The sequence below is a fragment of the Enterococcus sp. DIV2384 genome, from assembly GCF_050534975.1.
GTDB lineage: Bacteria > Bacillota > Bacilli > Lactobacillales > Enterococcaceae > Enterococcus > Enterococcus faecalis.
On record NZ_CP172905.1, the window covers coordinates 1617576 to 1632619 of the forward strand.

At 35.5% G+C, this 15044-nt stretch carries 12 protein-coding genes and 1 pseudogene; 5 read left to right on the forward strand and 8 right to left on the reverse strand.

The window, feature by feature from the left end:
- Positions 1-9 precede the first annotated feature (9 nt).
- The 3 genes from IGK54_RS07870 to IGK54_RS07880 are packed head-to-tail and all read right to left on the reverse strand — an operon-like array spanning position 10 to position 3549.
- Complete coding sequence (locus tag IGK54_RS07870) at positions 10-561, reverse strand: hypothetical protein (protein WP_002357217.1); 552 nt, start codon at positions 559-561, stop codon at positions 10-12.
- Positions 554-913 (reverse strand): hypothetical protein, encoded by a 360-nt coding sequence (locus tag IGK54_RS07875; RefSeq protein ID WP_002397402.1) that lies wholly within the window; start codon positions 911-913, stop codon positions 554-556. The genes IGK54_RS07870 and IGK54_RS07875 overlap by 8 nt, the downstream gene beginning before the upstream one ends.
- Positions 889-3549 (reverse strand): bacterial Ig-like domain-containing protein, encoded by a 2661-nt coding sequence (locus IGK54_RS07880; RefSeq protein WP_430602867.1) that lies wholly within the window; start codon positions 3547-3549, stop codon positions 889-891. The genes IGK54_RS07875 and IGK54_RS07880 overlap by 25 nt, the downstream gene beginning before the upstream one ends.
- 227 nt (positions 3550-3776) lie before the next feature.
- On the opposite strand from IGK54_RS07880, the gene IGK54_RS07885 reads away from it, so the two are divergent.
- Positions 3777-5234 (forward strand): helix-turn-helix domain-containing protein, encoded by a 1458-nt coding sequence (locus tag IGK54_RS07885; RefSeq protein WP_002397404.1) that lies wholly within the window; start codon positions 3777-3779, stop codon positions 5232-5234.
- A gap of 108 nt (positions 5235-5342) precedes the next feature.
- Positions 5343-7265, forward strand: a complete 1923-nt coding sequence (locus tag IGK54_RS07890) for an FUSC family protein (RefSeq protein WP_024041538.1) — start codon at positions 5343-5345, stop codon at positions 7263-7265.
- 184 nt (positions 7266-7449) lie between these two features.
- On the opposite strand, the gene larE is transcribed toward IGK54_RS07890, so the two are convergent.
- The 5 genes and pseudogenes from larE to IGK54_RS07915 all read right to left on the reverse strand — a co-directional run bounded on the left by larE (position 7450) and on the right by IGK54_RS07915 (position 11552).
- Positions 7450-8286, reverse strand: coding sequence for an ATP-dependent sacrificial sulfur transferase LarE (gene larE, locus IGK54_RS07895; RefSeq protein WP_002374609.1), 837 nt, complete (start codon positions 8284-8286; stop codon positions 7450-7452).
- A 105-nt stretch (positions 8287-8391) separates the two neighbouring features.
- Positions 8392-9105 (reverse strand): ABC transporter ATP-binding protein, encoded by a 714-nt coding sequence (locus IGK54_RS07900; RefSeq protein WP_425135864.1) that lies wholly within the window; start codon positions 9103-9105, stop codon positions 8392-8394.
- A gap of 1 nt (position 9106) precedes the next feature.
- A complete protein-coding gene (locus IGK54_RS07905) occupies positions 9107-9892 on the reverse strand; it encodes an energy-coupling factor transporter transmembrane component T family protein (protein WP_430602870.1) in 786 nt (261 codons plus the stop codon).
- Positions 9892-10878, reverse strand: a complete 987-nt coding sequence (gene cbiM, locus IGK54_RS07910; RefSeq protein ID WP_002361997.1) for a cobalt transporter CbiM — start codon at positions 10876-10878, stop codon at positions 9892-9894. The genes IGK54_RS07905 and cbiM overlap by 1 nt, the downstream gene beginning before the upstream one ends.
- Before the next feature lie 18 nt (positions 10879-10896).
- Positions 10897-11552 (reverse strand): annotated as a pseudogene (locus IGK54_RS07915) (Crp/Fnr family transcriptional regulator).
- Between the two features lie 159 nt (positions 11553-11711).
- Here IGK54_RS07915 and larA point away from each other — a divergent pair.
- From larA to larC, 3 genes are read left to right on the forward strand one after another with little or no spacing between them, the layout of a single operon-like run.
- Positions 11712-12986 carry a nickel-dependent lactate racemase gene (gene larA, locus IGK54_RS07920; protein ID WP_024041535.1) on the forward strand — a complete coding sequence of 425 codons (1275 nt, stop codon included), beginning with the start codon at positions 11712-11714 and terminating at the stop codon, positions 12984-12986.
- Positions 12987-13023: 37 nt separating this feature from the next.
- Positions 13024-13767, forward strand: coding sequence for a nickel pincer cofactor biosynthesis protein LarB (gene larB / locus IGK54_RS07925; RefSeq protein ID WP_142956458.1), 744 nt, complete (start codon positions 13024-13026; stop codon positions 13765-13767).
- Positions 13764-15038, forward strand: coding sequence for a nickel pincer cofactor biosynthesis protein LarC (gene larC, locus IGK54_RS07930; RefSeq protein WP_002362001.1), 1275 nt, complete (start codon positions 13764-13766; stop codon positions 15036-15038). Before larB ends, larC begins: the two co-directional genes overlap by 4 nt.
- Positions 15039-15044 lie beyond the last annotated feature (6 nt).

Here is a 15044-nt window from a genome sequence, read left to right on the forward strand (position 1 = left end):
GTTAAATTCTTAGGCGGGCGCTCCATCGATGGCATTCCAGACGATGGTCCCAGAGTAGGTATTTGCAGCAATACTTTTAGGTATATTTAACGTTGCATTTAAATCGGCTGTCGTGACAGTGTCTGATAAACGGATATCACTTTTATCTAGCGAAATAATGGTTGAAGCATCTGTGGTTAAATCAACGCCCGTAAAGGTACCTTTTTCAGAAGATCCGTCAGGTTTTTTAGTGTCTAAATGAAGTGTCATTCCGTCTAAGCCAGTGACACCTTTTCCTTTATCTTCTAAATTCGCTGTCAGATACCAACCTGTATTCGTTGTCCCACGATTATCATTAATGATAAGTTGCGACTTGCTTTGATCTGGTTGCGTATGATCTTGGCCGTCTTTTGTCACCGTCCCAAAGTTAATTTGTGCTAATGGTGTAATGGTTAATCCGCCACCCAAAACCGACACATTCGCTGTGGTATTGGTATTATCAGCCGCATTCACAGTTTGTTGTCCAATTAAAAAAATCCCCGTTCCTAAAGTGACAGTTAAACCAATTATTTTTTTATTCATTATTTTTCCTCTTTTCTTTATAAAGTCCGACGATTAATGTACTTCCGAGTACCACGATTCCTAAAATCGTCTCTTGAGACGTAATCTCGTTTGTTTTTGGTAAAAAATTAGGTTGTCCTCGTGAAGTTGGCATATCGTTAGTCTGCGGTATAAGCTCATTGGGATGTGGAACAATATCCTCACTCTCTTTCACTATTACCATGACTTTTGTGCCAGCTTGTGCGTCAGTTGTCTTGTCTTCAGCTTGTGCTTGAATTGGCAAACCAAGAATAAAGGCAACAAACAATAAATCATAGATAAACCATTTCACAGCTATTCCCTCTTCCCTTACGGTGTTGCTTCTAAGTTCCAAATTAACTGAGCTTCATATTTATCAGCAAGTGTGACTTTTGAAATAGTTAATGTGGGCAATAATTGTAATTTCGTCAAAACTTTTTTATTTTTGATAGATTGGTTACTTACACCAGCTACTAATTGTTGCTCATCGTTAACCATGATATTTTGCTCAGTTGTTACATAATCGACTGACTTTGGATTTAGCGTGAGATCAAGCCCTGCGTCTTTCCACGCTTGTGTTTTCTGATCATTTAAATTATAGGCTACTTCAAGCTGCCAGCCAGTTGTCCGATTAGGATCCCCCGTATCTTCAATGTTCATCTCACAACTTTTTAATGTCTGTGTTTGATCTTGGCCATTAAATTTTACGTTCTCAAAAGGCATTAGTTGTTCAGATAAGTGATAAAAGTCTAGACGATTAGAGTAATAGTAGGTCCAATCAACAGTAATACTTTTACTAAAACCTACTATTTTAGAGATATCATAAGTAATTTTATAGACACCCGCTACTTCATCGTTTACCTGATCAGGCGTATAGCGAATCGTTATCTTACTATAAGGAATGGACTGTCCATCATTATCTGTTGCACTATCAAAAAGACGTTTTGGATCGAAGGGCGTCCCCACAGAAAAGCTGTCGTTATGTGCACCAATATGAGCTGAAGAGGGAATGACTTCTAGTGCAGTCTGCGCCTCTAATCCTAGGTATTTATAATCAATTTCATATTTACCAACCACTTTTGTATCCACCGCATCTACTGGGACCTTTTGCTCTCCGTCCAGTTTATATATGGTGACACTTACGTCTCGAAAATCACCTTTTTTACCATCTGGTGTTTGTAGGCTAGTCACTTCACTTTCTGGTTGCCATTGAGTATATTGATAAATCGTATCTTGAGATTTAACTTTAATTTGCGCTTGATCAATGTGTACAGTTAAACTTTTCTCATTTGAGTAGCTTTTAGATGTATCATCAACATCAAGAATTCTAAATGTTAATGTGTAATCTCCTGAAGTTGGTAAAGCATCTGCTAAACAGTTAAAACTAACGCAATCATCTGTGACTGGTAAATTTTTTAAATCTTGCTCCCCAATTTTATGAAAATCAGTTTGGGCAGCACCTGAAATTTTTTCTTCAATCTGAACTTTTCTAGTTGTCGGAGCCTTAACGGTTAGTTCTACTGGTATCTTTTGTTGCGGGTGAAATGTTGTTTGACCTTTAACAAAAGCTGCCTTTTCTAAACTTGGCACTTGGTATGGATCTATTGTGACGCGCATATATGTTTTATCTGTGGGCTCTGAAGAATCCGTTCCTGGCGGGTTGACTAACGGCCGCCCACAACCATCTTTGCCACTAAATAAATAGGTTGTTAACCCGTTTTGTTGTTGTGAAGAGACATTCACATTGGCTTTAGGATCAACTGTGTGAGTATGAAAATTAACTACGCGCGCAAACCGTTGAGCAACATACCCATCTGTCCAATTAAGCGGATTGTCTTGTCTTTGGTTCATCGTAAACTTTGGTGATAAAAACTCCCCTGGTAACATCGTTGTGCTTTCAGGTATTTCAGGATATTTAGAGGCATCTTGGGTATTGTAATTGGATAATGGATTGTCTTTATCACCGCTGTCCCATGGCGAGATATAAGAAGACCAAGTAGCCACTTTCCCAGTGATTCCAGTGATAATTTGATGATTCAAATTATTTGGATCTTGCTTTGCTGCTGCCGCTAAACTTGTCGCACGTAACCACATGTCCGGACTAAGCAATATCCAATTATGATTAACCGTATTCGTTGTATCTGATTCGTAAGTTCGACCAAAAAAATCTGCCGACAACGAAAATTGATCACTTTCAGTGCCATCCGACAAAACATTTGATACTGGTAAGCGATGTTTCGTTAAATTTTTATTGAGGGAATAATCCTTTGAATCGCCATCCTTCATTAAAGTAGCTACATCTAAATCAAAATGAAGTTCAAATTTTATGGCCGATTTGTCAGGTTCATGTCGCCAAATTTCATAAAGTTTAGTAAAAGAAAAATTAATAGTGTCCCCCCGTTCACAAAACATCACCTGATGCTCAGTATCAATTCCGCTATAATCTTGATCAGGATCACCCCATCCCGGTGAACCATCTTCTGAAGAACCGTTAAACGTCCGCATTCCTTTTGTGTTAACAATTGGTATTTGTGTGTTTTTTTGTCCACTAATTGAATAAAAATTTTCTGGATTATCCGCAAAAGCCTTGTCATAAGCCGCTTTAAAATTATCTGCACTTATATTTTCTGGCAAATGAAACATCAGTCCATATTGCATTCCTACAGTACCAAAAGAAAGAAACTTCAATGCTTCTGTATGAGAAGTGTCCACTGTTCCGTATAATTTTACGTGTAATTTTCCTCCAAATGATCCATCAGGACCACCACCATCGTCATGGCTTATCTCCATTCCATAAGGTAAATCAGTTCTCAAATCAATGGCTATCCCTCCCGCTTGATAGAGTGAAGCTGCCTCACATTCTTGAAAATGCACGCTCAAAAAACAAGAAATCGTTACCAATAGTAGACAAGAGTAAAAGAAATAAGCAATGCTTTTTTTTCTTTTGTAGGTTGGTATTTTCATTTTTAATTGTTCGTTGATTTTTTTCATTGCTTACTCACCTTGACCTTTTTTGGAATTAGAAACTAAATAATAATTATTCTAACTACTGCTAGCTTATCAACATTGAAATTGCTTTGCCACACACAATTAATGTATAAGGCTGTACATTAATTGTGATGGCCGCTTCTTATTGCGCTTGTGTTAACATATCAATACAAAAATTTAAAGAAAGTAGACTACAATGAACCTAAATTTTACTTTTGGAGGTCCATAACATGTTTCCATCCTACCTAACGAATGAGCTAGAAATTTTATTTTATATAGTGAAGCGAGCTCATACGTCATTAAATGAAATTTCTTCCAATTTAAAAATTTCAAAAAGAACGGTCAAGGAAAATCTGATAAAAATAAATCAAGAATTCGAGGATACTTATCAAATCCAACATTTTATTGTCTCTAACAATAATGGCATTGTTTGTGTAAATCCAGCGTACCGAAAAAGCGCGGTCGAATACGCCTACACGTTAAAACTCAATCTTTTAAAAAACAATGTACAATTTAATTATTGCGTACAATTGGTCACACATTCTTCCATTGATAAAAACGAATTAATTAAAGTTTTATATATTTCTGAACATTATCTGGTAAAAATCACGAAACAACTGAATAACTTTTTTAAAATTTTTGATATAGTAATCGTTAGTATTAAGGGTATTTATCAATTAACTGGCAATGAATTATCGATTCGAGTGTTTTCTTTCATTTTCCTACAAGATTCCTTTCAAGAATTGGCTTGGCCTTTCTCTAAAATAAGTCTTGAAGAAATAAAAAAAAGTCTACCCGATGAACTTCTTGAACGATCCTATAAAAATGTCCGAATGAAGAAAAGAGCGTTTTATATTTTATATGCGATATTTAAAACTAGAACAAGTGCACAAAACTTCTTAAAGATGCCGCACTCTAAAAACCTGCATTCTTTTTTTATTCTGATCAATCAATACAGTCATGTGACTTTATTTTTTCTTGAACACTCCTTCGCTGACATTCAATGCGAAACAAGAAAAACTGAAATTTTATACTTTAATTTTTTATCTCGCATTTTTATTCCTTATATCTTTTCGGAAAAGCAAACGAAACAAATAGAAAAATTATTTATAGAATCTAACCATCCTTATTGTGTTTTATCAAAAAAATTGTTTAAGCAAGTAGCCTACTTACTGACAAATCAGCATGATTATCAATACGTTTACTATCTTTCTATTTTTAATGCTTGGTACTTTTTAACGGAGGGCAATTATTATACTTTTTTAACACTTTATTTACCGCAGCCAGAAATTTGTACTCCGTCAGATGTGGCATACTTTAATCGAATAAAAGGAACGGTGGCAAAATTAGTTCACCAAGAAACGCATTTAGAGTTACTCAGTCAACTGCTTTATACATTGTCTGTGTCCGAAAAAAAAGTACAAGTGAGAATCTATTTACAAATTATCAAAGATTTTTATGCAAATTATTTTATTAAAACACGGTTATCCTCCTTATATAATACAAACGCAATCTCTATTACCGAAGACTTCACAAATGCGGATATCATCATCACAGATTCCTTCGAAAAAGCTACTTCTAATCAAGATATTTTCTACTTAGATTCCATTGAAAATGAAGAAAGTTGGCATGAGCTTACAGAATTTATTCAACAAAAATATATGGCTAAACTTAATGTTGGCCTATAATTGTGAGTTTTCTTAAAAAGAGCAAATTTGAAAAAAAAAATTAGAGGTGTATACTAGCAGAGGAATAATTTTTTAGCTTTTAATAAATTTTTAAAGAAGGAATGTTTTGTGAAATTATCTATCAAAAAATTTTTTGAGGTCTTCTTAGAATCGTCTTGGGCGTATAGTCGCCCTATACTAACTTTTGATACAAGACAGAACTGGTTTGCCCTTGTTCTTAGTATCATTATTGCAAATGCTGTTGGTGCTGTTCTAACAATAGTCTTTCCTTTCGCTTTTGTTTTAGTAAATGTTGGTAGCTTTTTGGGCACTGTAATTTGTGTCTTACCACGACATAGCTCTCCACAAAGAAGTGCCATAGATGGTATTTTAATGATTTTTCTTGGTGCCAGTCTGGGGATACTTTTACAGTCGTCAAGTATATTCATTATTTTATTATTCGTCCTTGGTTTGTATTTTTCAGGGATTGTAAGAAACTTTAGTATTGGTCTGTATATTCGATGTCTCTTTGGGACCATTTCTTTACTAGCTGGTGCGCAATTAAAAGGCAATTTGTCTATTGGTCAAACTTTTGAAGGTCTGGGTGCAATAATTTTAGGTATGTCCATCCTTTGTTTGTTCTATTGTCTTTATTCTAAGCCGCAAAATAATGAGGCACGAAAATTAGTAGCCGATTTATATGAGCAATTATATTTATTAGCACAAGGAAAACCCGCACGCTATGTCCATTTCAGAATAAAAGTACGCGAATCTGTTGAAACAATGCCCTGGGTCAATCATCAAAAAACACCATGGATTTATCCCTTGGTTTCACAAGCAGATGCAATTGCAGGCTCGTTAGATTCAACCAATGCAGCTGAAAATCTTCCTGCTTTAAAAGCAATTCAACTCTTTTTAAAAGGAGAACAATTAACCCTGCCTCTTCAAGAATTTGCTTCAGCAAACACCGAAATAAAATCAGCAATCCTTCTGATACAAAACGAACAATCCTTTAAAAAAATCTCATTTAAATCTTTCTTACCCACAAAAGAAGGACTTGCAGAAGCCAAAGAGATCCTTCATTCTTACAAAGGCAGCTCTGCTAGATTCGCAATTCGTTTAGCTTTAACTGGTTTAGTGTGTCATTTTTGTTCGCTTATTCTTAATTACATGTACCCTTTGCCTTTAGCTAATCACGAATTCTGGGTAGTTATTTCTGGTTGTTTGATGGTTATGCCAGGTTATCATGGTACACTCGGTAAAATCACTTCAAGAACTATTGGTTCTATTTTAGGTGGTTGTTTAGGCATTTTTTTGTCTCAATTAATTGCTAACTTAACAAACCTAAATCCTTTATGGCCAATGCTATTGTCTTGTTTGCTAGTTATATTGTATGAAACCGTCCGTAAATTAAGTCAAGCATTTCTAATGCTAAGTGTGACCACTTGGTTAACTTTCACATTAGGTGGTAGTTCTGCAGGCTATACAAGAGTTTTTGATGTAATTATTGGTGCGCTGATTGCTTTTGTTATGTTTTTTATTTTCCCAACATGGCATAGTCAAGTATTACGTAAAAATATCAATAGTTGGTCAAAAACGATCAGCTCTATTTTGCTAGCGTTAATCAATGAAGAGACCACGTTGCCTAGTGATGCTTGGGTACTAGCTTATCGGGTACAACGTAGAGTAAACTATTCTATTCAAGAAATTGTTCTTGAATCTCCTATTTATAGTAACGATGCCTCCGCTGAAAGCTTAATGCAACAAAAACAACTAAATGATCAACTGTTGGAAATGCAAACTGCTATGGAAGAGCTTCTTTTAGAACTTATGAAAACACAACACTACTTAAAAAAATTAGCACCAGTTAAGCCGGACACACTAAACACTGAGTTATTTAACTATTCACAGCAAATACTTTCACTCACGAATCCCAAAAATAATCGACTAATCAACCAGTCCAAACAATCCATTTATTTTCCTCAAATTGAACAATCACTGGTAATCTTAAAAAATTCTACAGCTAATTTCTTTTTAGCAAATATCAAATGATTAAATAGACAAAAAGCCTAGGAAAAATCCAAAGGGAATTTTTCCTAGGCTTAAAAGTTGATAATCTACTGGCAGAGTAATCAATGAAAACAACCGACCTAATCGAGCAGAAAACTTGGTTTTTGTAACGGAATACCCCTGTCCTGACTCCGTTACACCGACTCAATTTTATAAACTTATCTGTCTAACATTCACAAAAAACTTTTTTTTCAGTTTCTGTGAGGATATCATTCATTCGGCCAGATTTAAATCCTTCTAAGTCAAAAGTTACATAATTAAATCCTTGTTTTTTTAGATAATCTGCAATTTTTTCTCTGTTTTCTAATAACAGAGAAAGTTTGTCTTCTGGAATTTCAATCCGTGCTAAATCATGATGTGCTCTGACACGGACAATTGGAAAACCTATTTCCCGTAAATATTTTTCACTAGCAAATACTTGATCAATAGCTGAGCGTGTTAACTTAATGCCATAAGGAATTCTTGAAGCAATGCTACATGAGGCAACTTTACTCCAATTGGAAATACCTGCGTCTTTAGCAAGTTGACGTATTTCAATTTTATATAATTTAGCTTGTTGTAGCGGACTGATGACCCCTTCTTGATCTCTTGCTCTTAATCCAGGACGAAAGTCAGTATTATCATCCATAATCATCCCATCGGCCAGAACATCAAATCCCTCTTTCTGAATAGCCGAACGAATAGTTTTATATAATAATTTTTTACTGTAGAACCAGCTATTAGGGTTATTTGCAACGATTCTATCATCCGCTAATTCGCTCATTTCAAGGCCTAACACATTTGCTCCCAATCCATTAGCTAAATCGACCGCTTTATCAAACTCATCATCAGAAAATAATTCTGAATTTACAACAACCGCAAGTACATTTTCAGCACCTAAAGTGTCCAAAGCTTTTTTTAGCAAGTAAGAGCTATCAATTCCACCTGAATATGCAACAGCCAACTTATCCATTTTTTGTAATTCGCGAACTAAATTTTGTTCTTTCGTTTTCATGACAGACATTTAAACCATCTCCTATTGATTTTCTTTTACATAATTAATTATAGACATCTCCACATTAGAAAAAATCACGATTCATAGTATCAATTATTGTCAATATTTGTACACTTAATACAGTTTTAAATGTTGTAACAAGTTAGCATTGGCTTCTATCTCTTCCTTTGAGTACCTTGTGACAGCCGAATCAAACAATAAAATGGAATCAGCTTCCTCGCAAATACTCAAATAGTCATGGGTGGAAAGGATAATTGTTTTACCAAGTTGATGCAGATTTTTTATTATCTTTTTAAATAATTTTTCCGATTCTTTTGTCAACCCAGCAAACGGCTCATCTAATAAATACACGTCTGGATTCATTACTAACAGACTAGCAAAAGCCACTTTTTTCTTTTCTCCTCCCGATAATTGATAAGGCACTTGATTGCTTAAATGGGTAATTTTTAATAAATTCAAACAATCATTAATTCTTTTTGCTGTTTCATGCTCGGATAGTTGGAGCTGTCTAGGGCCAAATGCCAATTCGTCATAAACTGTCGCATTAAATAATTGTGTGTCCGTCTCTTGAAATAATATACCCAAATGAGCATAATACTTCTTTTTATGAATAGGGTCTTTTTTCCAGGCCGTTAATGATTGTTCCATAAAATAAATCGTTCCCTCGGAAGGTTTTAAAAAACCTGCGAGCAAATTTAAAAAAGTGGATTTTCCACTGCCGTTATCTCCCATCAAAACCAGATATTCTCCTCTGGCTATTTCCAAATTACAAGGCGAAAAAACAGGCTTCGTTTGATAGCGATAAACCAAATGATTTACTCGATACATATTAGTTCCTCCCTAAATAAAGCAACCCCCCGAAAAATAAAAGATAGGCAATACTAACCAAAAAATCTTTCGTTTTTAATGGTTGCTTTACTCGATAATATTGACCAGTATATCCTCTTGCTTCCATCACCATATCCAACTTTTTCCCATACGTAAAAGATTTTATAGAAATAAGACTGATTAAATTACTACCCGTACTCAACTGGATACTCCCACCAACTGCTCTAGCTTCTACAGCTGCAAGCAGTTGGATTAAGAAATTTCCAAAGAAAAAGATATATTTAATCGTAATATCTAATTGTAAAAGTATTATATTCGGAAAATGAAAGATTTTTAATGCTGCTATAAATTGATTCATGTTGGTTGTTTCCATATATTGACTAATCGCTATGGCTAAAAAAAACAAATGAACAATAAATAATAAACTAAATTGACCTAAAAAAAAGATCGGTAAATAGATAATCAGCGGCATCAAAATGAGGATACTAGCTTTTTTGACAATGTTTCGTAGAATAGTTGGTTTTTCAACTAAAAGTAACATGCCTAGGTAGATGCCTAAGAGCCACAAAACAAGAACTTTTTGTGCTGTGCTGATTAAAACAATTAGTAAAAAAGTACTGATCAGTTGAATTGCTGGGTGTATATCACTGAGAATAGTCTTATTGCGTTTCCCACTCACCTGAAATTTATTTAATAAAAAAAGGATTCCTTTTCGATTTTTAAGCATAAAGGTTTCTTTTTTATTAGGTTCAAGGGACGTGGAAGATTCTTTCATCCATTCAGGCATCAACTTTGCCTTCTTCCATTAAATAAACGAAAAATGAGTAAAAAAACGATTATGGCTGTTACGCCACTTAAAATATATCCAAGTGCTAATGGCAGTCCTGGAATAAAGTAATCACTGAAAAGTGCATGAAATGAAAAACCATTCACCATACCTTTTGGTTGTACTGCAGGTAAATGATTCTGTTTTAAATTCTTGACTAATTCAGATAAATCCCATTCACCCCAAGCAGTGGCATGATCAATCAAACCTAATGGACATAAAATTACCATAACCAATAACAGTCTCTTTAATCGCAACAACGGAGTCCTTTTCTTCTTTTCTTCGATAAAAATTGCATCTTTTGACACACTTTTTACAAAATTATAGACACACACGGTGAAGAGACCTTCAACAATTCCTATTACTAAAAGATGAACACTCATCATTGCTGGTATAGTTATAGAAAGACCATATGGGTTATAAAGTGGCGTACCATTTGCTTCATGGAATAGTAAGGGTTGGATACCTAGTAATACAGAAGTAGAAAATGCCGCCACATTTACACCAAGATACCCAGCTAAGAAAAGACCCATTGTTTCAAATTTTTTTACACGCGTAACTAGCTTATAAACTCCATATCCCACGAATGGCATCACAAAAGCCATAGAAAAGGCGTTTGCACCAAAAGCCAATATACCACCATCACCAAATAAACAAGCCTGTAATAGTAAAGCCACCGAAACAGACAGCGTCGCGGCCCAAGGTCCCATCAATAATGCGATGAGAACAGCCCCAACAGCGTGCGCAGTTGTTCCACCAGGTACTGGCAAATTAAACATCATTATTAAAAATGACAAGGAGGAGGAAATCCCTAACATGGTCCCTGTATCTTTTTTTAATTTAATTTGAACGTCAACTTTTTTTACCGCGCGGTACCAGACAGGTACCATAATCGCGCCCATCACTGCGCAAGTTTGTGGGCTTAAATAATTTTCTGGAATATGCATGTTCGTCAGACTCCTATCTTATCGATCAATATAATCAGCTAAATAACTTTGATCGTAAATCACAATTTTTTGTTTTTTGATATCGATGACTTTTTCCTCTTTTAAATCATGGATAATTCGGTTTACGCTATTTCTCGTTGAAATCCCGCAAAACCCCGCAATATCCTCATTAGTTACTTGAAAATCAATTAATATTCCTTCCTCTGTCTGTACACCAAACAAATCAATTAATTGGTAAATAAAAGTACAAACAGCCCCTTTCTTACCATTCATTGTCATATTCTGTAAGGAACTAATACTCTCCGATAATTTTGCTCGGTAGTAATCCCGTACATAATCTTGAAGAACAGCATCTTCTCTAACATATTCCCAAAATACAGTCCTTGGTATCCGATAAAAGCTAGCCTCTTCCGACTCAATGCGGATATTAAAAGGAGCAGATGTATAATTTGATACTTCATCACGTAACAATGAAATAATGTCAGGAGACACAATATACGACAGATTAAATTCTCGTCCATCCTTTAAAATAATACTCGTCTTAACGACCCCTTTCTTTAATACATAGGTGTACGCTTCCTCCAATCCATGATAAGCGAGATAAGTATGGCGTTTTTTTTGATAATCGGTGTCTTCTTTCTATCTAAGAAAGCTGTAAGATAATCTGACTCCATAATTGTCACTCCTTTGACTAAGTTTCTGTTTGATTCGTTAACTATTATAAACACTCTCACCAACCTTTTGTTAGCAAATGTTACCCACAATAAGGACTGTGTGATTCCTAAATTTCATTATACTTAGTCTCGTAAAATATTACTTAGGAGATGATTGCTATGGTAGAAATTAACCTACCTTATGACAAGAAAATGATTACTGCAAGAATTCCCGATAAAAATTTTATTGGGCTTCTCGAATCAAAAGCTGAACATTTTTCAAATCCATATACCGAGAAAGAAACAGTCGAAAAATCGCTGGACAATCCTATTGGAAGCCTTCCATTAGAAGAATTAGCTAAGGGTAAAAAAGACATTGTCCTTATTAGTTCCGATCACACACGTCCCGTTCCTTCACATATTATCACCCCAATTATTTTGCGTAGAATTCGTTCAGTGAACAAAACAGCTAGAATCCGGATTTTAGTTGCTACAGGCTTTCATCGCCCCTCTACACGAGAAGAACTGATTAATAAATATGGTAAAGAGATCGTAGAGAATGAAGAAATCGTTATGCATATCTCTACTGATGATTCCTCAATGGTCAAAATCGGTCAACTACCTTCAGGGGGCGATTGTATCATTAATCGCATTGCAGCAGAAGCAGATTTACTGCTGGCCGAAGGATTTATTGAATCACACTTTTTTGCAGGATTTTCTGGTGGACGTAAATCTGTTTTACCTGGAATTGCTTCTTATAAAACCATCATGGCTAACCATTCTGGAGAATTTATTGATTCCTCCAACTCACGGACAGGAAATTTAACGGATAATCCGATTCATAATGACATGGTCTACGCTGCCGCTAAAGCGAATCTAGCTTTTATTGTTAATGTTGTTTTAGATGGTGACAAAAAAATTATTGGTTCCTTTGCAGGCGATATGGTTGAAGCGCATAAAGTTGGTTGTAACTTTGTAAAAGAAATTGCCCGTGTCAAAAAAATACCTTGCGACATTGCGGTTTCAACGAACGGCGGATTTCCACTTGATCAAAACATTTATCAAGCAGTTAAAGGGATGACCGCTGCAGAAGCAACCAATAAAGACGGCGGTGTCATTATTATGGTCGCTGGATGTCGTGATGGTCACGGTGGTGAAGGTTTTTATGAAAATATTGCCAATGTTAAAAATCCAAACGAATTTTTAGAAGCAGCCATCCATACACCACGATTAGAAACCGTGCCAGATCAATGGACTTCGCAAATTTTAGCGCGAATTTTAGTTCATCATCATATAATTTTTGTTTCAGATCTTGTTGATCCTGAGCTTATCACTTCGATGCATATGGAAATAGCAAAAACGTTTGATGAAGCATTAGAGCGAGCATTTGAAAGAGAAGGTCTAAATGCAAAAGTGACTGTGATTCGAGATGGCTTGTCTGTCATTGTAGAATAATGATCCTTGAGAAATCAGGAATAAGGAGCGTTGTATTATGCAACCGAAAGAAATTTTAGGAGCTTTTAAAGAGGGAAAATTATCTTTAGAAGAAGCAACAAACAAATTAAATGGCTTTTGCGAATTAGACTTTGCAAAAATTGATACGCAGCGCAAAGAAAGAACTGGGTATCCAGAAGTCGTTTATGGGGAAGGGAAAACAATTGAGCAACTCATCAAAATTATCAATAGCTTAAGAAAAGAAAACAATACAATCTTAGTTACTCGCGTTTCACAACAAAAAGCCCAACCTTTAGAGTTGAACTTTCCTCATGGAACCTACTATGAACTTGCACGTTGTTTCGTTATCAACCAAATGGAGACTACAACAAAAAACTATATTGCGATAGTTACTGCTGGAACGTCAGACATGTCCGTTGCTGAAGAAGCAGCAATCACTGCAGAAACTTTCGGGAATCAAATAAAACGTATCTATGATGTAGGCGTTTCTGGCATTCATCGTTTGTTCGCTCACCTAGATGAGATTCAACAGGCTTCGGTGGTTATTGTGATTGCAGGCATGGAAGGTGCACTGGTGTCCGTGCTAGGCGGACTAGTTAGCGTGCCAGTGATTGCCGTCCCTACTAGCATAGGCTACGGCAGCAATTTTCAAGGACTGACTGCTCTTTTAGGAATGCTAAATAGTTGTTCCTCTGGCGTTAGTGTAGTCAACATAGATAACGGGTTTGGTGCCGCTTATAATGCAAGTATGATTAATCAAATAAAGGAGTCTTCACTATGAAAAGCTTATTTTTAGAACCATTTTCTGGTCTTAGTGGTGATATGTTAAATGGATTGTTGCTTGACTTAGGCGGGGATTTAAACAAACTGTTAATCGAATTAAAAAAACTTCCCATCGATGGGTTCACCATTCAAGCCCAACGAATTGCTAAAAGTTGTATTTACGGAACAGATTTCGATGTTCTCCTACAACATGGAAAAAAGGATTACGGTATAAAACACAGTCTCTCTCCTCACCACGAAAATGAACATCATGAAACGAAAGAACATGCACATCATCATAGCCATTCTAGAAATTTAAAAGATATTTATACATTAATTGAAAAAAGCGACTTGTCCAATTTTGTAAAAAAACATAGTAAAAATGTTTTCTATGACATTGCAAAAGCTGAAGCTGCTGTTCATCAACAAACAATTGACACTATTCATTTTCATGAAGTTGGAGCAATTGATTCAATTGTTGACATCGTTGGCTTTTTTATCCTATGGGAACAGTTAGAGATTGAACAAGTCTATTCAACGCCAATTACAGATGGAAGTGGCACTATCACAATTGCCCATGGAGTCATGCCAATACCAGTTCCCGCTGTGATGGAATTACGTAAAGAAACGAATTTAATCATTCAACAAGACTTTGAGATAAAAACTGAACTTGTCACACCGACTGGCTTAGCTATTTTTAAAGAACTTAGTCCTCTATTTGTCGCACCAGAACAACGATTAATTGAAAAAATAGGTTACGGATTTGGCAAACGGGAAACAGGCAAGTTCAATGCCCTCAGAGGATCAATCTTTACTGAAACACATAGTAAAAAAAAGAGGACAGAACACCATGACCAAGTCTTAAAAATTGAAACAAATATAGACAATCAAACACCTGAACAGTTAGGTTACGTAATGGATCTATTATTAGAGCATGGTGCTCTAGATGTTTTTTTCACGCCCATTCATATGAAAAAAAACCGAAGTGCCATTCTATTAACGGTTTTAACAACAACAGAGGAAAAAGAATATTTTACAGAACTACTCTTTAAACATACTTCTACAATTGGTATGCGTTTTCAAACAATGGAACGTAGTGTGATGGACCGTTCTTTCAAAATCTTGGAAACACCTTTTGGTAAGGTCCATATTAAAAAAAATCATTATCATGGCCTATTGAAAGAGTCTATTGAATACCAAGATTGTGAACGAATTGCTAAACAATATAATTTTACAATCGAGGAAGTCTATCGCCTCGTCCAAACATTAAATAACAAAACTATTGATTAAAGGAGC

Coding starts and splice junctions, on each gene's coding strand:
- IGK54_RS07870 (WP_002357217.1), bottom strand. CDS start 561: ATGAATAAAAAAATAATTGGTTTAACTGTCACTTTAGGAACGGGGATT.
- IGK54_RS07880 (WP_430602867.1), bottom strand. CDS start 3,549: ATGAAAAAAATCAACGAACAATTAAAAATGAAAATACCAACCTACAAA.
- IGK54_RS07885 (WP_002397404.1), top strand. CDS start 3,777: ATGTTTCCATCCTACCTAACGAATGAGCTAGAAATTTTATTTTATATA.
- larE (WP_002374609.1), bottom strand. CDS start 8,286: ATGTCTGTCATGAAAACGAAAGAACAAAATTTAGTTCGCGAATTACAA.
- IGK54_RS07900 (WP_425135864.1), bottom strand. CDS start 9,105: ATGTATCGAGTAAATCATTTGGTTTATCGCTATCAAACGAAGCCTGTT.
- IGK54_RS07905 (WP_430602870.1), bottom strand. CDS start 9,892: ATGCCTGAATGGATGAAAGAATCTTCCACGTCCCTTGAACCTAATAAA.
- cbiM (WP_002361997.1), bottom strand. CDS start 10,878: ATGCATATTCCAGAAAATTATTTAAGCCCACAAACTTGCGCAGTGATG.
- larA (WP_024041535.1), top strand. CDS start 11,712: ATGGTAGAAATTAACCTACCTTATGACAAGAAAATGATTACTGCAAGA.
- larB (WP_142956458.1), top strand. CDS start 13,024: ATGCAACCGAAAGAAATTTTAGGAGCTTTTAAAGAGGGAAAATTATCT.
- larC (WP_002362001.1), top strand. CDS start 13,764: ATGAAAAGCTTATTTTTAGAACCATTTTCTGGTCTTAGTGGTGATATG.